Annotated in this window: 14 protein-coding genes; 6 read left to right on the forward strand and 8 right to left on the reverse strand. The window is 50.9% G+C overall.

Translation table 11 applies throughout. The features are described from left to right. Positions 1–50: 50 nt before the first annotated feature. Together ACMGDE_RS14630 and ACMGDE_RS14635 are read left to right on the forward strand one after the other, a co-directional pair. Entirely contained in the window at positions 51–1739 is a 1689-nt protein-coding gene (locus tag ACMGDE_RS14630) for a capsule assembly Wzi family protein (RefSeq protein WP_436833562.1), read from the forward strand. A gap of 16 nt (positions 1740–1755) precedes the next feature. Continuing rightward, positions 1756–2649 (forward strand): NAD-dependent epimerase/dehydratase family protein, encoded by an 894-nt coding sequence (locus ACMGDE_RS14635; RefSeq protein WP_436833563.1) that lies wholly within the window; start codon positions 1756–1758, stop codon positions 2647–2649. On the opposite strand, the gene ACMGDE_RS14640 is transcribed toward ACMGDE_RS14635, so the two are convergent. From ACMGDE_RS14640 to ACMGDE_RS14650, 3 genes are all read right to left on the reverse strand, one after another. Next, the gene (locus ACMGDE_RS14640) at positions 2635–3597 is read right to left on the reverse strand and encodes an MraY family glycosyltransferase (RefSeq protein ID WP_436833564.1); all 963 of its coding nucleotides are present in this window, start codon (positions 3595–3597) and stop codon (positions 2635–2637) included. The genes ACMGDE_RS14635 and ACMGDE_RS14640 overlap by 15 nt on opposite strands. Before the next feature lie 23 nt (positions 3598–3620). Beyond that, the gene (locus tag ACMGDE_RS14645; protein ID WP_436833565.1) at positions 3621–4838 is read right to left on the reverse strand and encodes an ATP-binding protein; all 1218 of its coding nucleotides are present in this window, start codon (positions 4836–4838) and stop codon (positions 3621–3623) included. A 103-nt stretch (positions 4839–4941) separates the two neighbouring features. After that, positions 4942–7635 (reverse strand): carboxypeptidase regulatory-like domain-containing protein, encoded by a 2694-nt coding sequence (locus ACMGDE_RS14650; protein WP_436833566.1) that lies wholly within the window; start codon positions 7633–7635, stop codon positions 4942–4944. Positions 7636–7751: 116 nt separating this feature from the next. Here ACMGDE_RS14650 and ACMGDE_RS14655 point away from each other — a divergent pair, with 116 nt between their 5' ends. After that, positions 7752–8780 (forward strand): L,D-transpeptidase, encoded by a 1029-nt coding sequence (locus ACMGDE_RS14655; protein WP_436833567.1) that lies wholly within the window; start codon positions 7752–7754, stop codon positions 8778–8780. A 66-nt stretch (positions 8781–8846) separates the two neighbouring features. Continuing rightward, positions 8847–9629, forward strand: a complete 783-nt coding sequence (locus tag ACMGDE_RS14660) for a murein L,D-transpeptidase catalytic domain family protein (protein ID WP_436833568.1) — start codon at positions 8847–8849, stop codon at positions 9627–9629. 4 nt (positions 9630–9633) lie between these two features. On the opposite strand, the gene ACMGDE_RS14665 is transcribed toward ACMGDE_RS14660, so the two are convergent. Further along, the gene (locus ACMGDE_RS14665; protein ID WP_436833569.1) at positions 9634–11760 is read right to left on the reverse strand and encodes an outer membrane protein assembly factor BamB family protein; all 2127 of its coding nucleotides are present in this window, start codon (positions 11758–11760) and stop codon (positions 9634–9636) included. Then, a complete protein-coding gene (locus ACMGDE_RS14670; protein ID WP_436833570.1) occupies positions 11757–12662 on the reverse strand; it encodes an alpha/beta hydrolase in 906 nt (301 codons plus the stop codon). Before ACMGDE_RS14670 ends, ACMGDE_RS14665 begins: the two co-directional genes overlap by 4 nt. Before the next feature lie 89 nt (positions 12663–12751). Between ACMGDE_RS14670 and ACMGDE_RS14675 the strand changes: the two genes are divergently transcribed. After that, complete coding sequence (locus ACMGDE_RS14675; protein ID WP_436833571.1) at positions 12752–13630, forward strand: hypothetical protein; 879 nt, start codon at positions 12752–12754, stop codon at positions 13628–13630. Positions 13631–13647: 17 nt separating this feature from the next. Here ACMGDE_RS14675 and ACMGDE_RS14680 read toward each other — a convergent pair whose 3' ends face one another. The 3 genes from ACMGDE_RS14680 to ACMGDE_RS14690 all read right to left on the reverse strand — a co-directional run bounded on the left by ACMGDE_RS14680 (position 13648) and on the right by ACMGDE_RS14690 (position 17138). Continuing rightward, entirely contained in the window at positions 13648–15198 is a 1551-nt protein-coding gene (locus tag ACMGDE_RS14680) for a glycoside hydrolase family protein (RefSeq protein ID WP_436833572.1), read from the reverse strand. Between the two features lie 88 nt (positions 15199–15286). Further along, entirely contained in the window at positions 15287–16513 is a 1227-nt protein-coding gene (locus ACMGDE_RS14685; protein WP_436833573.1) for a hypothetical protein, read from the reverse strand. After that, on the reverse strand, positions 16506–17138 hold the full coding sequence (locus ACMGDE_RS14690; protein ID WP_436833574.1) for an RNA polymerase sigma factor: 633 nt from the start codon (positions 17136–17138) through the stop codon (positions 16506–16508). The genes ACMGDE_RS14685 and ACMGDE_RS14690 overlap by 8 nt, the downstream gene beginning before the upstream one ends. Positions 17139–17288: 150 nt before the next feature. Here ACMGDE_RS14690 and ACMGDE_RS14695 point away from each other — a divergent pair, with 150 nt between their 5' ends. Next, entirely contained in the window at positions 17289–18254 is a 966-nt protein-coding gene (locus ACMGDE_RS14695) for a glycosyltransferase family 2 protein (RefSeq protein ID WP_436833575.1), read from the forward strand. Positions 18255–18295 lie beyond the last annotated feature (41 nt).

An 18295-nucleotide genomic window follows, 5' to 3' on the forward strand; every position in this document is an offset into this window, starting at 1 on the left:
TATTAGTCAAAGCCGTGAAATTGCGGTAAATTATATACTGATAGAGTTACATGTATATGCGCTCAGTTTATCCGTTTTTCAGTTTATTTGTTTTACTTATATTAAGTGTTGTTGGGCAAGGGCAAACCTTGCCTTTAGGCATCCCGTCATTGGATGATTACTATCGCAGGCAACAATTATTGGGTAATATAGATTCCACTATCTCATTCAATATTCGGCCGCTTACAGCCGAGACCGTAGGACAACGTGAACACTTAAATTATCCGGAAAGTGATCATACAGATATCGTTTGGCAAAGCGATGTTTATGACGGCTACTTGCGGCTATTGCCCGTTGTCTTGGATGTACAACTAAATACTGCTTACCCCTATGGGTGGAATGACGGCCCAATGATTCCAGCCAAAGGAATACAGACTTATCTAAGCACTGGCTTTTTTGCCAAATACCGATGGCTGAGCGTCCAATTTAAGCCAGAATTCGTTACTGCACAAAATAAAGCATATAAAGGGTTTGGGGGGGATTCGGGGCCAAATATAGATTGGTACAGCTATTTAGGCAACTTGATCGACATGCCTGAGCTATTTGGAATTGGCAGCTTTACAAAAGCCTACCTTGGCCAAAGTAGTATCCGGCTGACACTAGATCCAGTTTCATTAGGTATTTCGACAGAGAACATATGGTGGGGCCCTGGGAGGAGGAATTCTATTTTAATGAGTAATACAGCGCCTGGCTTTCCGCACCTAACCTTGAATACGGCTAAGCCTATTCACACGTATATCGGATCCTTTGAGGGTCAAATAGTGCTTGGTCGATTAACCAAATCCGGATTTCCTCCGTCTTTGTTGGGCGATACCGCGAGGCATATGCAGTATATTGTGGATAAACCTGCTGGGAAACGCTATTTGTCAGGTATTACACTCAACTATCAACCTCGATGGGTACCAGGATTTTTTATCGGATTAAGTAGAGTGTACAACTCAAATCCCGATATGGAGGGATCGTTCATTCAAAAATACTTGCCCTTTCTCGAAGCGCTAACCGCTAAGCAGAAGATTGGCCCAGATTCGGCAGATGAGGGAATTCCAAGGGATCAAATGATATCATTTTTCTTTCGATATGTCATACCAAAGGCACAAATGGAATTTTATGGGGAATATGCTAAAAACGATCACAATTATGATGCACGAGATGCAGTGCTCCAATTGAACCATACCCGAGCCTATACATTAGGTCTTCGAAAAATTGTGTCTGTGGCTGGATTTTGGAGTGGCGACCTCCAAATTGCCGCTGAAATGACTCAAATGGCGGTTACCGACACTCGACGCATACGGGCTTCGGGATCTTGGTATGCCCACGTACCTGTACGTGATGGCTATACGAACCAAGGTCAACTGCTTGGCGCTGGTATTGGCCCTGGCGGCAATGTTCAGGAAGTCGACTTTAGTTGGATACGCGGGTTGAAACAGGTTGGCGTACAATTTGAGCGCCTTGTGCATAATGAAGATTTTGCCACATGGATACTCCAAGACTACCGCCGTAACTGGGTGGATGCGAGCATCGCTGCTTATGGCACATGGGATTACAAACGGTTCATTTTTAATGCGCACCTGCAATTTATCCACGCTTACAATTACCAATACGGTTTTCGGCCGGCAGAAGATCTGAATGACTATTGGGGTTTTGATCCCCAGGATAAGAATAATCTGCATCTACGGTTGGGCCTCATGTATCGGTTTTAACCCTAAACACGTTAATGTGAAAGTACTTCTTACAGGCGCTTCGGGTTTTGTAGGGCAAAATCTTATTCCCCACTTGGCAGGAAAGGGGATTGGCGTATCGCCACGTTCTTTGCGTGATAACTGGCAACAACAAATGCCTATTGGCTATACAGCTGTTATCCACCTCGCGGGCAAAGCCCATGACACGAAAAATACGAGCAACCCAAAGGAATATTTCCAGATCAACACCGAACTAACTCGACAACTCTTTGACCTGTTCCTCCAAAGCGATGCAAAAGATTTCATTTACTTCAGTAGCGTAAAGGCGGCGGCGGACACGGTTGAAGGTAGTCTGACGGAGGCTGCTATGCCTGATCCAAAGACACCTTATGGCCAGTCTAAATGGCAAGCCGAACAATACCTCAACAGCCAACCGTTACCATCGGGCAAGCGACTCTTCATCCTACGCCCTTGCATGATCCACGGTCCAGGAAATAAAGGCAACCTGAACTTGTTGTACAAGGTAGCGAAAACGGGTATCCCCTATCCCTTGGCCGCCTTTGAAAACCGACGATCTTTTTTATCTATTGGCAACCTCCAATTTGTCGTGAAGTGGTTGCTCTCCAACCCCGATATTCCAGGAAGCACCTATAATCTTGCAGATGACGGAGCGCTGTCGACGAATGAGTTGATACAACTGATCGGAAATGCGAGAGGCAAGAAGGCGCGATTGTGGAGATTGTCACCCAGCTTGATTAAGGGGATGGCTACTATCGGGGATAAACTGAAGCTACCGCTGAATACCGAACGCCTAAAGAAGCTTACGGAAAACTATGTGGTGGATAACACGAAAATCAAGGAAGCACTGAAAATCGACAAACTGCCGGTTTCCGCAAGGGAGGGCCTACTCAAGACCCTAAGAAGCTTCTAACACCCCCGCCAAAATATACCGCCGTATACCGACATAGGCCAAAGACAGCAAGATAACGATACATAGCGCAACTTTGCACTGTGTAGCGACTGGATACGTTGACGAAATCAAGGTAATCCATCCCACCCCCACCTGCACCGCTCCATAGCAGGCCGAGATCACCAACCGATTCCCTCTCGCCTCATTCGCCAGATACTGATACAGGTGCGTGCGGTGGGCCTTGAAGATATTCTCGCGCCGGAGCAGCCGATAGATAATGGTGAGCACGCTGTCTACACCGTATACCGCAAAGAACAAAATGTATATCGGGTTGCCGGTGGCAAGAATGAGGCTGAGCGTCGCAAAGATCAGCATAAAACTCATGCCTACGCTGCCGACATCGCCGGCAAAGCATTTGGCGCGTTTTCGGAAATTGAAGAACGCGAATACGCCATTGGCGATGGCGGTGCAATACAGCAAGCGCTCATCGATAAAGGCGATATCCCGATTGGCGAGCCAGAGCAAGAGCAGCACGGCAAAGCTGTACATGGCGGTAATGCCGTTGATGCCGTCCATGAAGTTGTAGGCGTTGATGAGGCCGATGATAAGCACCAGGGCGATCGGTAAGATGTACCATGGAAACTCAAAAAGCTGCACCTCGGCGAAAAGCAGCAACACAGAGATCAAATGGACGCTGATGCGCAGGCGATTGGAGAGGGTGAGCACGTCATCGAGAAAACTGATGATCATGATAAGCGTGAGCCCAGTGAAAAAATAGGGGTATGCCGCTCCGCTCCAAATGAACCAGGCCAGTGCGCCTACATAAAAGATGACGCCTCCTCCGCGGATGGTCAGCTGGGTGTGGCTGCTGCGCTCATTGGGCTTATCAATGATGTTATAGCGGTCAGCGATGCGGAAATAGAGCAACATGGCCGCGAATAGCAGGGCGGCGATCAGCGCATAGATCATGGGACAAAGATATAGGTTTTCAATTAATGAAGGCTTTGGTTGAAGTAACGATACGCGGGCACCATGTCGATGCGTTTGCCTTCCGCTTCGAATTGATCGGATTGGTCGGCCGTAACGATGACGCCCCTATCCACCTTGAAATAGTGAAGCGCTTGGATCAGTCCATCGTATTCGCGTGCGAAATTCGTGCTCTCCACGTGGTAGCACACCTGTATAGCGTGTTGGATTTGGCCCTTTTCAAAAACCACGAAGTCGCACTCACCTTTTTCCTTAAAATAATAGATTTCGGAATACCACCTACGTAGATGCAGGTATACCATATTTTCCAGCCTGCGCCCAAAATTGCGGGTCGATGATGTAGACGCCGCATCGACCAAACCGTTGTCTATGGCATATATCTTCTTGGGATTGCGTGCCTGTGCTTTGATGGAATAGTCAAATTGGGGTACAAACTCCATCAGGTAAGCATCTGCAAGATAATTGAAATATTCCAGGATAGTGGTGCTTGATTTGATGCCGAACAATCCGGCGAATTTATTCGCCGATGCCAGTGCGCCTACATTGGACAATAGGTATATGGTCAGTTGTTTCAGGGAAGCAACATCGCGTACTGCATGGCGCACCGCGATGTCCCGTACCAGGATATCGTCCAGTAAATTGCCGAGCACGAGCGAGTTGCCGCTGTGTAAGTACTCGGGCATGCCTCCGGCACCAAGATATGCCTGCAAGCTATCAGCTCCTGGCTGCAATTGCTTGAAATGCAAAAATTCCCGGTACGAGAACGGAAAAAGTTCCATCGAAAGATGCCTGCCGGTGAGGTGGGTGCCCAGCTCCTTGCTTAATAGAGATGCATTTGACCCCGTCACAAAAACGGTGTATCCTTCACGAAGGAGCTGATTTACGAAAACTTCCCAATGAGAAGCCAGTTGGATTTCGTCAAAAAATAATATGCGGATTGCCCGGCGGTCGATCTCCTGCTTCAGTCGCGTGAAATCGCCCGCTTCAAAGGCTATCAAACGGATGTCCTCAAAGTTTAAATAAAGCGCATCGGAATACTTGGCTTTCAGCAATTGGAGCAATAAGGTGCTTTTGCCACACCGCCTTATTCCGGTAATAATGGTAGCGAAATGTGGCTCAACGGGAATGTGATCCATGGCTTCACGGGGGGTAAGATCCCGTTTCTGATGGAAGGATAGCTGTTGCTCATCGATGATCACCTGTAGTTCTTCTTGCCTTAACATACTGAATATGATTCAATTTCATTGCAAATATAATAATCTCCCATTACAAATGGAAGATATTATCCAATAGTAACGGGAGATGTCTGAGATAACGAGCATCGATTTACTTCACCGGCGTTGCCAGAAATTTATACACCACGCCCAGCATAAAATATTGGCGCAGGGTGAGTTGTTCCTGGTAATAGTTCGTGTTGCCATAGCTGCCCATCCAGATGTTCTGATTTTGATTGAGGATGTCAAAAGCGGTAAACTTCAGTTCGCCTTTGCGCTGCAACACGGGGTAATACAGGGAGGCGTTGATGAGGTGGAGGTTGGTGCGGTCATTGTGCAGGTTCTGGGCTTGGTTCTTCAGGGTGTAGGCGGCTTCCAGGCGGAGGCGCCGGAGGTCATCCAACCGGAGCATGCCGCCGATGCTATGGCTTGCGTTGGTGACGTCGCGGAAGTTGGTGCTTTGTCGCTCGTTCCGAACCCTATTCATGTTGACGCTATAGGTGGGGATGAGGGTCACCTTGTTTTTGTAGGTGGCCGTGAGGGTGTTCGTCAAATTGCCATACAAGCCTCTGGCTTTGTTTTCCTCTCCATTTACCGTATTATAGGATACATCGGTGGAGCCGTATCCGGATATATTCAGGCTGATGTTCCATACCTTGTTCTGTACGAAGCGCTTCATGATGTAGGTATTAACATACAGGCGGTCGGTACCCGCCGTCTGATAGCGCTCATTGGTGGATTCGGTGCTGGCTACATTATAGGTGTTCTTCGAACCGATGGATATGTTGTAGGCGGTATAGCCCGCTGATGCATTGAAGTTTACATTGATTTTTTTGAACCACTTGAAATAGCGGAAATTGAGGTTTTGCTCCATCTGGTTATCGAAATAGGGGCTGGCGATCGTCAGTGAAGTGGGGTATAGATCGGAATTGACGGCGATAAGTTGATAGAAGGAAGGCAGCCTGACCTGTTTGTTGTAGGATAAGTTCAACCCTTCATAGGACAGCGAAGCATTGGGCAGCCAATAGCGGTGGTTGTCGTTTAGGTCGGCGGTTTTTCCGTAGTAGTGGTAGCGGCGGCTCAGGTCTAGCCATTCAATACCTACCGAGACTTTCAGTTTATCCTTGAAGAGGGACGCATTTGCGCGGGTGCCCAAGTAGGTGAAGCCGAATCGCCCTTGCTTGTTGTTCGCCACGTCATTGCGGCTGGTGTAGTCGTCGGTATTGATTTTATTGTCTATTTCTTCCAGGTTGCGGTTCAGCTCCCAATTGTAGCGGGCATACCAGTCCCAATTGATCTTTTTGCGGATGGGCACCTGTACATTCAGGGTATTGCCGATGCTGGTGGTGTTGCCATCCTCCAGGCGCAGTATGCCTTGATTGATGGTGCTGTCGTTGAATAGGTAGTAGCGATTGAAGGACTGGTTGGCGTTTTCATTTTCGGTGAGCCGGTTGTTGAGGTTGTGGCTGAGGGAGAAGAGGATCTTGGAGGCGGTCAGTTTTTTCTCTGCGTAGAAATTATACTGGTAGCTCCGGTTTTGCCGGGTCGAGTTGCTGTTGTTTTCGCCTTCGCGGACGTTGGTGGTCTCATCCCGTAGGGTGCTGGAGCTACCGTAATGGTCGTTTACATTCCGGCCAAGTTCTACGTTGGCCTCCAGGGAGACCCTTGCTGTCGTATCGGGTGCATACCGGGTAAAGGCCCGGACCTTGTGCCCATAGTTCCGGTACGTCGAATTATTGCGGTTATTCGCGATTTCGGTGATGGCATCATAAAAATTGGAATTGATGCCTTTATTGTCGACATAGTCATGCTGTTGCTCAAAGGTGTACATCAAATTGGTCTTCAGCTTCTTGCCGATGTCGTAATTGGCATTGATGCCTACGGAGATCTTGTTTTGTAGTCCGCCGTAACTCATCGAACTGAAAGAATTGTTCTCCGCTCGGTCCAAGCCTCCGTACTGACTCAGCTCACTGTAATCAAACCCCTGCCGGCTGATGTTATTGGCATAGCCGATGAAGCTGATCTGCAAGGTATCCCGGAAGGTGTTGACCAATGCGCCGGCCTCGTAGCGGTCGCGCGTGCCCCCGCTGCCGTAGAACTTGCCGAAATCGGCCTTGACAAATTCCTGTTTGGTCTTGAGGTTGATCACGATGGGTAATTCCGAATCATCCAGGATCTCGCGCTTGGACTCTCCCTTGTCTTTGATGACCTGTATCACATCGATCAACGAAGCATCCAGGTTGCGGGTGGCCATGGTGAGGTCCTGGGCAAAGAAATCCTTGTTGTTTACCCGGACTTTCGAGACTTGCTTGCCCTGGTAGTAGATAGTGCCGTCTACATTGACCTGCAGGCCGGGCAGGAGCTGTAGGAGTTCTTCTACGTTGGCGTTGGGCCGTGTCTTGAAGTAATCGGCTTTGTACTCGAGGGTATCCCCATTCAATCGGATGGGCGCCACCTGTGTGATGACCACTTCATCCAGGTTGATGCCACCCATCAAAATCGTGTCAAGGATCAGGGTTTCCTTCGCTTTTAGATTGATTTCCCGGCTGTAGGGCGAACTGTTGACGTGGGTGATGTGCAGGATCAGCGGTTTCTGGGCAGGTAGTTTCACGAGGTCAAACCGGCCTTTGTCATCCGAGAGCGAGTAGGTAATGACCATGGAGTCGCTGGCAGAGACGACAGCTACCGTCGCTTTTTCCAGGGGCTGTCTGCTGGCGTCAACGACAACGCCCTTGATTTGGCCGTTATTTTGTGCAAAGAGCAATTGGAAGAGGCACAGGCACATGGTCGTGAGCAGGAGGCGCATAATGGACGGTTTTGAATTGATGAGTCAGGAGTTTCATGCACCTAATATAGTATATTCCGTGAATATACGGGTCAAGTACCGCAAACGTTTCGTGAACTTTAATGTTTAGGTAACATATGAGATTATTATATCCCCTTGTTTTTCTCGTGGTGCCGGTTATCTTTTCGTGCAACGAAAGAAACGCCACACTGCAGGATGAGGCAGCAAAGCGAAAGGCAGACTCGCTGGAACAGGTCAGAAAGGCTGAAGAAGAAGAGCGCAATCGCCCGCGGACGGCAGCTGATATCAACCTGACCAAGGAGCTTGCTTTTGACAAATATACCTTGGAGGATGAATATCCCTACGAGGATACGGTCCGCGTATTCCAATGGGATAAGATCAAGGAAAAGCTGGCGCATATCGAAAATATTCAGCGGGGGAGCAAGCGCTATGCGGTGTTGCAAAACTATAAAAACAGAAACGGCGAAGCACCCCTGGTGCCCAATTTTGTGCGCAATGCCTACAAGCGGGTATCCGATACCGCAGGCACCGAGCGTAATCAAGCAGCGCCTTTGTATGAGGTAGGCAATAGCGATGCCCCCGTGATATACGGTCGGGATGGTTGGTTGGTCGAATTGCTGAGCAGCGATACCATCCCGATGGTCAAGATTGCGGGCATTTCGTTTGGGGGAACATGGGAAGTGCCGAAAAAGTACATCAAGACCCTGGGCGATTCGGTACGGTTTGATCATGTGGTGGCGGTAGATGTGACTAATCAGAATATCTGCACCATGGAGCGCACGGGGGAAGCATCCTGGCGTACACGTAGCATGAACCCGGCCACTTCGGGGGTGCATAAGCCCCCGTATTCCATGGAAACGCCGACGGGCATCTTCGTGCTTCAGGAGAAAAAGCCCAAGATGTTGTATTTGAAGGATGGTACCAAAACCATCAAAGGCTATGCCCCTCACGCCAACCGGTTTACCCGGGGGGCTTATATCCATGGGGTACCGACGAACAGTCCGAACGCGCCCATCATCGAACACAGCGCGACCCTGGGCACCACGCCCCGGTCGCACATGTGCGTCCGCAATGCCACCTCGCATGCAAAATTCATCTATGATTGGGCGGAAACCTTCGCCTCACTAGTCATCGTGATCGATTGACATTTTTTAACATTTTGATAATCATATTATTACTACCTTTGTAACCGAAGAAAACGAAAGGTGCGTATGAATAAATTGTTTCTGGTGATGATTGTTGCGGTTTTTGTAAGCCTTGCCTTTCATCCATTACAGGTCAAAGAAGCGGAAAACAAACGGGAAGAAATCAAGCAGGTAGACTCCATCAACCCATTACCGGAATCATCTGAAACCCAAGCGCTATACGATAGTTTACATCTTCAGTCCATTCTCAACTATGAGGCTTTTGAGCAGGCCATGATCGGCTATACGACCATCCCGGCCAAGAATAAGGACATTCTGACGGTGATCGACTTTACCTTGCCTTCTACCGAAAAGCGGATGTATGTGTTGGATATGGAAAACAAAAAATTGCTGTTTCATACGATCGTTTCCCACGGCCGGAACAGTGGGGAGAAATATGCCACTGAATTTTCCAATAAACACGGTTCGCTGCAAAGTTCACTGGGGTTTTATCTCACCGATGCGACGTATCAGGGAGGCAATGGTTATTCCCTTCGGCTGGAAGGCTTGGAGCGCGGCATCAATGACCAAGCGATGGCGAGGGCAGTGGTGATCCATGGGGCGGATTATTGCAGTGAAAACGTGATCCGTGCTACCGGACGGCTGGGAAGAAGCTATGGTTGCCCGGCTTTGCCCAGGGAATTGAATAAGCCGATCATCAATACGATCAAGAATGGGTCTTTGCTGTTTATCTACGCGGGCAACGAAGCCTATATGGCCAACAGCGAAATACTGAAAAACAGCGCCGTCAAGCCTGCTGAAACATTGTTGGCACAACAAGAAGAGGGGCTGTCAAACAACGCCCTTTAGCCCATTAATCTGGCAATGAATAGGCCACGTAAGCATCGCCCTTAGGGGTATCCAGCTTCGTTCCGCCGGCCGCAATGACAATGTATTGCTTTCCGTTTACCGCATAGGTGCTGGGCGTTGCAAAGCCTGCGGCTGGAAGTTTATCCGACCACAGTAATTTCCCCGTCGCTTTATCAAAGGCCCTGAACATCCCATCTTTCGTGGCGGCGATAAAGAGCAGTCCGCCGGCGGTCGCCACCGGTCCGCCGTAATTTTCCGTTCCCGTCGGGGGGTGACCTTCGGCGGTGAGTTCCTCAAATTCGCCCAAGGGGTGCTGCCACAGTTGGTCGCCGGTATTGAGGTCGATGGCGGTTAGCGTTCCCCAAGGCGGGGATATTGCCGGATAGCCCCGGTTATCCAAAAACTTATTGTACCCATTAAACCGATAGGGCGACTTCGCAGGCAGCGCCCCTGCCACGGTGGTCGCCTCCTGTGCTTCTTGTTTTTCGGTTTCAAGCAGAAAATCAATGACCGCTTGTTTATCCGATGCGGTTAAGTGGGCAAATCCGGGCATCATCCCTTTGCCATTCGTGATGATTTTTTGAAGTTCCGGGCGTTGGAGCTTTTTCTTCACCTCCACCAGAGCCGGGTACCCGCTGCCCGGATGACCTTTTAAATCGACGCCATGGCAGCTTGCACAATGGTTGTTATACAAGAGATTCCCAGCGGTAAGGTTCACTTGTTCCGCGCCCTCTTCATCCGGCGATAAGCTAAAGAGCCAAGCCATCTCATTGGCGTTGATATACATCACGCCCCGGTCATCTACGGCTGCGCCGCCCCACTCTGCTCCGCCATCCGCACCGGGAAACAAGATCGTTTGCTTTCCGACAGACAGGGGCTGGAACACGCCTTTATTCGCCGCATGATAGATGGCCATCAGTTCCGTTCGATTCTCGGCCAGCCTGCTGATATCCGTGTCGGCGAGCTGTTGCCTCGCGAAGGGCTTGGGCAAGGTGGGGATGGGCTGGGTAGGCCATGCGGCTTCACCCGGCACGTCCGATGCGGGGAAGGGCTTTTCTTCAATGGGGAATACGGGTTTGCCGGATACCCGATCGAACACGAACACATGGCCTGATTTGGTTACCTGGGCCACGGCATCGATTTTTCTACCCTGGCGGTTCAGCGTCACCAGATTGGGCGGCGCGGGCAAATCCCGGTCCCAAAGATCATGGTGGACAAATTGATAGTGCCATAGCAGCTTGCCCGTGCGCGCATCGAGGGCAATCAGGCAATTGGCGTATCGGTTTTCTCCATGCCGCCGGCCACCATAAAAATCGAAAGCCGGTGACCCGGTGGGCACATATACGATACCGCGACCGCGATCCACCGCCATACCGGGCCAACTGTTCGCCCCACCAGTGATCGCGTCTTGATCGATGCCCTCCGGCCAAGTCTCATGCCCCGGTTCACCCGCTTGCGGTATGGTATGAAATACCCAGGCTAATTTGCCGGTCTTGACATCAAAGGCCTGGATATGCCCCCGTGCCGCCCCGTCTCCTTCCCCCACGCGCAGGGGCATGATGATCAGGTTTTCATAAAGCGTACCCGGGGTCGTTGAGGCCAGATATTTATCCTTCGCCGCCGCTCCAAGTCCGGCCTTGAGGCTGACCTTGCCCCCCTCGCCAAACGTGTCGATGACGGTACCCGTGCGCGCATCCAATGCCGTTAACCACTCGCCGTATGCAAAGAGGATCCGCTTATCCTTGCCCGACTCCCAGTAGGTGACCCCCCGGTTTACATTCCCCGAGAATCCGGTGCTCGATGCATTGGTCCACAGCTCCGCTCCCGTAGCCGCGTCGAGCGCGAAGACCGCGTTTGACGCCGTGACACCGTACAGTACGTCATCAACCACGATCGGGTTGCACTGCACCTGTCCCGAATCGCCCGTATGGTACACCCAGGCCACCTGCAAGGCCGCCACGTTTGACGTATCGATCTGGCGGAGAGAAGAATAGTGGTTCCGATCCGGTCCGCCCAGGTATTCTTTCCATTGCGCATCGTTGACCGGCGTAGGCATACATCCGGTGAGCATCTGGCAGATGCAGGCGAGTGGGGCGAGGGCGCGAACAGCAAGCTTTCCTGACTTTATCATCGCAAATCTTGGGATTCCATCCAGTAGACGCATCGGCCAAACCATTCATCAAAGGCGGGAGCGGTGAGGAACCCATGTTCACCCGTTGCATAAATATGCAAGCCCGCGCGTACACCCTGTTTTCGGAGCGTATTATAAAACCATAAACTATTCTCCACCGGTACCACCTCATCCACACCCGAATGCACCAGAAATGCCGGAGGGGTTGATCCGTTGATCTGGGTTTCGTTAGAAAAATACCGGATCTTTTCTGCCGTCGGGTGTTCACCCAACAGGTTATGACGGGATCCCACATGTCCGATGGAATCCGTGAAACTGATCACCGGGTTGATCAATAGCATGAAATCCGGACGTAAACTGGTTTGTCCGGGATTGGCCACGAACGCATCATCAGCGTGCGTGCCTGCTGTCGCGGCCAAATGCCCCCCTGCCGAAAACCCCATGATGCCGATGCGATCGGGTTTTATGCCCCACTGATCGGCATGCTCCCGTACCAGCTTGATGGCCTGCTGCGCATCCTGCAACGGTCCGATGCTCTTGTCGCGCATCGTCTCATCACTGGGCAGCCGATAGCGCAACACGAATGCCGTCACCCCGAGCTTATTAAATTCCCTTGCCACGTCCGAACCCTCACGTTTGCTAAGCAGCGCATGGTAGCCGCCGCCGGGGCAAATGATGACAGCCGTACCGGTGGCGATTTCCTTAGGCGGGAAGAAGGCAGTGAGGCTCGGTACGGACACGTTGAGTGTCAGCGTATCCACCGCGGCGTTCGGCTGGTCCTCCTCACGGTTTTCCGCGTGCCTGGAATTGGGTATGGTATCCGGATAAAGCGGCAACCGCTGTTGGGCAAAGCCATTAACGGCGATAACCATCCATACAGAAACCAATAGGTAGTTAGTCATCTCTCAAAAGAACGAATATTTATTCAATTTCCTGAGTGTAATCATCTGTAGCGAAAATTGTCGTTATTTGCTGTCCGAATCAACCAACAATGAAAAGAATAATCGCCATTTGCTGCATTGCTTCAATGTGCACGACCGGGTGTCGTAAAAACGATGTCGACAGACCTGATGAGGCCAACTATCGCCTGATTAAAAGGCTGGAATACAACAATAGTGCCGCTAAGGAGCCCTACAGCATAACTGAATATGTATATGATTCGAATGGGGATGATTTCCCGCCCACGCCGCCTCAGCCCGACAACATCCAATCTTACAGCTATTTCAGATACGAAGATGGCCTGCCTCATTCCAACCACCTATTTTCCAATTATGGGGATGGACTAAGGTTATCACGTTACACTTTCTATTTTTATAATCAGCGTAAGACCTCTCGAATCGAAAATTATGGAGGCGACGGAACGTTGATGTTAGCAACGGATTATGAATACGAAGGCGATAACCTGATTGGCGCCGTTTCCACCGATACGGAGTTAGGGATTATTAATCAGAGTCGCTATAGCTACGACAACCAAAACAGACTTATCCGGCAAGAACACGGTTACCCAGGCCAACCACCGTTAGAATACATCACGTTCTCATATGACAGCCGAGGCAGGCAGACAGCGAGCGTTACCTACGATACTAATAATCAGCTTATCGTACGTGTGGAATACCAGTATATTGCACAACAGATGCAACCCGCCGAAGAGGTAACATACCAGCAAGGCCACGTAACCCGCTTAAAATGGGCCTACAATGCGTGGGGCAGTCCGATATCCTGCGTGCGCTCAACGGACTCCGGCGGGTCCGAATGTAACGTATTGCAGCGCAAATACGATGGAAATCGACTCTTGGAGGAAACGAACTATGCGTCCAATATGGATTGCGCTGAGTTTAGGTTTATGCGGTGCGAATATGAAAAACTTTGATGTACAGCGCCATTTCCTTATTCGTCATAACCATGGTATAGGTATAACGCACCATACGTCCAGTTCGGTCCTTCCAGTTCCGGATAATTAAACCGATCCATCATAAGGGCTACATAACGGAACGGATAACCGTCAGGCAACTCCACCACATTGGGCCAAACCCGGGCGCCTGACGTTTCATCCCAGGGGGGTAAATCCATCTTCAGCGTGCCGGCCTCCTGGAGGTCCGGATAAGAATAGATAAAGATTTTCCGCTCTTGACTTCCGGAAAAGCAATAGCGTTTTCCGCCGATGCGTTGGATGGACGTTCCGGTAGAATTGTGCGCTACCGGACCTGCTATGCGCCGGTAATCCTTGTTCCAGGTATCCGATTCCAACATGATCGCTTTATAGCCATCGTTGTTTTCACACGTCAGGATCCGCCACTTCTTTGCTGTAGCGTCATACAGGATATGCGGATCCTCAATATCACCCACGATGCCAAAAGGCGCGGCCTGCATGACGGAAAAGCCAAAGCGCGGATCTTTCGCACTCGCTACTGCCAGCAACTGTTTCTGCTCCTGCTTGTTGGCATATGCGCTGAAGCCGGTGGTGATACCCCGCCAAACGCTGTCCCTCCTGTCATAGAAGAGATGAGACGCTACCTCATTCCGGAGTATTCCGTCTTGCCGGTCAAACAAGATGACCCCTTCAAACCGAAGGTCAAATACGGTAGGGTCCATGCTGAAAACACCCTGCACCTGATGGGGTAATGCACGCCCCCTGATAGTCATGGTATACCAAAGCCGCCCTTGATCCAGCAATGGCATCCCGTCCTCATAGGTGATGGCCCTGATGTCGGCCAGGCCCATGCCGCTGCCCAGCGCGGATGAGACGTTATTGATCCGTACCGCCCCGCTTTTTATATGAACATGCAGGCTCGACTGGAAGGTGTGCAGGTATTGTTTCTTCCGCAGGTCAATATGCGTAAAATCAGCCTGTCCGATCGGCAGGGGCAGTCCATTGTGTTGCCTATATAGCGTCAGTCCGCTGCCCAGCATCTGGAGTATAAGCTTCCCTTGCAGGGTGGCTTCCGTTTCGGTATTGATGGCGATGGATTCGTTTATAATCACCTCATCGTCCCGCATTAATTTTTGATACACATCGGTGATATGCCCTTGTTGATACGCGACGGTGACGACATACCGTTCGGCTTTGGCGGCATCTGAAAACTCAAATCCGATCGCTCCTGTTCCCTCGCAGGATGCCAGATCGATGGTGTAAGTCGCAAATGGGTTGAAACCTCCGAACCAAATGGCCGTTTGCGTTTCGGTATCCGATCGGACAATCAGTTGGTGCTGGTGTACCTCCGTCTGGGCATGAGACTTCAAGTAATGGGTGATCGGGTACATGGCAGACATCCCGATGATTTCCTTAGGGTTCAATGCTGCCAGCGGAATCGTATGCGTATCGTCAAATATATACCGCCGCACCCCCTGCCTTACAAAGTTGATCTGATCGGGGACTGGCGGACGCTGCGCCTGGACCGACCCCCATAGGATCAAAACCAAGGGAAACAGAAAAGTCAATTTATTACGCGTTTTTGTAACCGGAATCATTCGTAAAGATACGATTTATAGCATCTCCCCAAACTTAGGGTGACAATTTGTGACCACCTTACCGCAAATAAATCCGGAACGACACCCCACCATGCAGCCAGCGGTACTGGTCATTGCGCAACCGGCCGATCGGTACACCGATGTACGGCGCGATAACGGCATTATACCGTCGCAGGAATGGCGGATGGACATAGCCGGATAATTGAATAAAACCCAGATAGGTATTGTTTTGATAAAGCGAGTCCGGCCGTTTCAATTCACTTCTTTCGCTGACCAAGCGCAGTGACGTGTCGCCCGATGCGACATCCCCCCTTATCCAATGGTAGGATTCAAGGATATCGGTCCGCCGATCGCGCACCACGGTGAACGGTGCGACGCCCAAAGATGCGGTGAAATGCTCGGAAATCGCGTAGTTCAGTGATACAGGCAGCATCACCATGCCTACGGTGTTCCTCATCCCAACGAGCTGGGTACTGACCGTATCGGTGATATCGGCAGCCCTATCCCTGCCCACCTTCATGGTTGTGTAGGTGAGCCCGATTTCCGTGGATATCCGGTCGGATAGCGGTATCCGCGCAGATACGCCACCGCCCAACGAAAAACCTTTGTTCGATAAGGCGGGGTTCAGGTTGAATCCCACCGATATGCCGCTTAAATCCCCACGGCTTCCGGCCGGTGGCCACAAGTTCGGCAAGGAGATATGCAGCGATTTGTTCGGCTTGCCATGCAGGGAGCTCCGGTGCAGCGACCATGCTTTGCTTAGCGGTACGGCTTGGATTTCGGTTTTTTTAGTGACGTGACTAATCCGAAGCGAATCGGGTGTTAAGGGGACTGCACGTGTTGTGGTGGGGATTACCGAATCCAGCGCCTCTCTTTCGCTGGCGGCCTCCGTTGGCAGCGCAGGGGATAGCCGCTTCACGGAGATGTCTTCGTCCTTTTGGTCGTCGTGTTCGACGTCAAGTGCGCTGGGTGCTGGTTCGATGACAGCCGTGTCTTTGGTCGTCGAATCCCGACTATCCGAGGAGGGCGGATGTTGCACGGGTATCGCTTGCTCGTTTTGCCCAACCCGCTCAAAAAAAGGAAGGAAGCGGACCGATGCATACACCATCAGGAACAGCGACGCCGCAATACCCGCCAGCTTGACAAAAAGGGGCACTGGCTTCCGCCGCTTGGCGTTGCGGTGCCGCTGGAAATGCTCCCATTCCCGGTGGTCATAGGGTTCCTCTATATCCCGGAGGAAATCCTTGATGCCCGCTATCAACTCCTTCCTTGGTTTCCTATCCATCATGCCGCCCTCCGAAATAGGTGGTGTACAATGCCCGCAATCCCTGCTTCGCCTTCGTCAGGTAAACACGGCTCGAACTGGTGGGGATATTCATCATCTTCCCGATCTCCTCATGCGAATAGCCTTCCAGCTCGTATAGGTTGAAAATAATCCGGTGTAGGTCCGGGAGCTTCTCGAGCAGCATCAGTACATCATTCAATTGCAAGCGATCATCCATCTCCACTGCGGGGTGGTTCTCCAGCCCATCAATGGATGATGTCTCGGGTACCGCGCGTTGCACCCTCAGCCGGTCAATCGCCGTATTCACCGTGATGCGCACCAACCATGCGCCGAATACCGCTGGTTTATCCGTGCCTTCCCCCCTAAATGTAGGGAGCTTACTGAACGCCTTGATAAAACTGTCATTCACGATTTCCCGTGCGGTTTCCCTGTCCAGCACATACCTTTTGGCCACTCCCATCAGTTTGCCCCAATACTGGCGGTAAAGCTTTTCTTCCATTGGAGGACTAGGCAGCGCCCTACCGTCGAAAATGTCGTTTAAAATGTCCGTTAAAGACCCGTCTTCCTTGCCGTCCACGTATAGCAGGTGTCGTATTCGTTTAAATTCAGTATGATGCGTATCCATCTATATAGACGAGTCTTTTCGCGATAACGCTAATAAAAATATTCCTTTTTTATCTTTTTTTTCATTTCGGGCTGAAATATCGGAAATCGCTTAGCGTATCCCCATGCGGCACCGTCTTTCTTTATGAGAAGAAACACCCAATAGCCGTCTATGCAGTTATCCATCGTTGTGCCCGTATTCAACCGGCCCGTAGAAGTCCGGGATTTGCTCCAAAGCCTTACCCAGCAGACAGATACTGATTTTGACGTGGTGATCGTTGAAGACGGCTCCACCGATACATGCCAATCCGTGGTGGAGGCCTACGCACCAACATTGCGCCTACGTTATACTTACAGGCCAAACGCAGGCCCCGGGCAGGCACGTAATACAGGGAGCGAACTGGCCAAAGGGGATTACCTCATTTTCGTCGATTCCGACTGCGTGTTGCCATCCCGGTATATCGCCACCATCAGGCAGTCCCTGGCACTTGACTATGCCGACGCTTTCGGCGGACCGGATCGGGCCAGGGAAGATTTTACACCGTTGCAGCATGCGATCAATTATTCCATGACCTCTTTTTTCACCACTGGCGGTATCCGTGGCGGCAGCGAAAAGCTTGATAAGTTTCACCCCAGGAGCTTCAACATGGGCTATTCGAAGGAGGTATACGCGCAAACGGGCGGGTTTTCTACCATGCGTTTCGGAGAAGATATCGATATGAGCATCCGGATTATCGATGCTGGCTTCCGGACACGGCTGATCAAAGAAGCCTACGTGTACCACCGGCGACGCACCAGTATGTGGCTCTTTTTCAAGCAAGTATTCAACTCGGGGATTGCCCGGATCAACCTTTACAAACGGCATCCCCATTCGTTGAAACTGGTTCATTTAGCTCCCGCTGTCTTTACGCTGGGCGTAAGCCTCATTTTACTGTTGTCCGTTTTCGTCGCCGTCGGCTTACTCATCCTACTAGTATGCTATGTGGCATTTATTTTTATGGATGCCGCTATGCGGAACAAAAGCATGCGGATAGGTTTGTTGGCGGTAGCCGCGAGCTTTGTGCAGCTTCTTGGCTATGGCACCGGATTTCTCTATGCGGCGTTTATGCGGCTTGCGTTAAAAAAGGGTGAGTTTTAATCTTATACCCAACCATTTCCCTGTCCGGCAACAGCGGTGGC

Source organism: Parapedobacter brassicae (assembly GCF_051400755.1).
GTDB lineage: Bacteria > Bacteroidota > Bacteroidia > Sphingobacteriales > Sphingobacteriaceae > Parapedobacter.

What these genes read in the sequence shown, in the direction of transcription:
- ACMGDE_RS14630 (WP_436833562.1), top strand. Translation starts at nt 51, where the DNA reads ATGTATATGCGCTCAGTTTATCCGTTTTTCAGTTTATTTGTTTTACTT.
- ACMGDE_RS14640 (WP_436833564.1), bottom strand. Translation starts at nt 3,597, where the DNA reads ATGATCTATGCGCTGATCGCCGCCCTGCTATTCGCGGCCATGTTGCTC.
- ACMGDE_RS14645 (WP_436833565.1), bottom strand. Translation starts at nt 4,838, where the DNA reads ATGTTAAGGCAAGAAGAACTACAGGTGATCATCGATGAGCAACAGCTA.
- ACMGDE_RS14650 (WP_436833566.1), bottom strand. Translation starts at nt 7,635, where the DNA reads ATGCGCCTCCTGCTCACGACCATGTGCCTGTGCCTCTTCCAATTGCTC.
- ACMGDE_RS14655 (WP_436833567.1), top strand. Translation starts at nt 7,752, where the DNA reads ATGAGATTATTATATCCCCTTGTTTTTCTCGTGGTGCCGGTTATCTTT.
- ACMGDE_RS14660 (WP_436833568.1), top strand. Translation starts at nt 8,847, where the DNA reads ATGAATAAATTGTTTCTGGTGATGATTGTTGCGGTTTTTGTAAGCCTT.
- ACMGDE_RS14665 (WP_436833569.1), bottom strand. Translation starts at nt 11,760, where the DNA reads ATGATAAAGTCAGGAAAGCTTGCTGTTCGCGCCCTCGCCCCACTCGCC.
- ACMGDE_RS14670 (WP_436833570.1), bottom strand. Translation starts at nt 12,662, where the DNA reads ATGACTAACTACCTATTGGTTTCTGTATGGATGGTTATCGCCGTTAAT.
- ACMGDE_RS14675 (WP_436833571.1), top strand. Translation starts at nt 12,752, where the DNA reads ATGAAAAGAATAATCGCCATTTGCTGCATTGCTTCAATGTGCACGACC.
- ACMGDE_RS14685 (WP_436833573.1), bottom strand. Translation starts at nt 16,513, where the DNA reads ATGGATAGGAAACCAAGGAAGGAGTTGATAGCGGGCATCAAGGATTTC.
- ACMGDE_RS14690 (WP_436833574.1), bottom strand. Translation starts at nt 17,138, where the DNA reads ATGGATACGCATCATACTGAATTTAAACGAATACGACACCTGCTATAC.
- ACMGDE_RS14695 (WP_436833575.1), top strand. Translation starts at nt 17,289, where the DNA reads ATGCAGTTATCCATCGTTGTGCCCGTATTCAACCGGCCCGTAGAAGTC.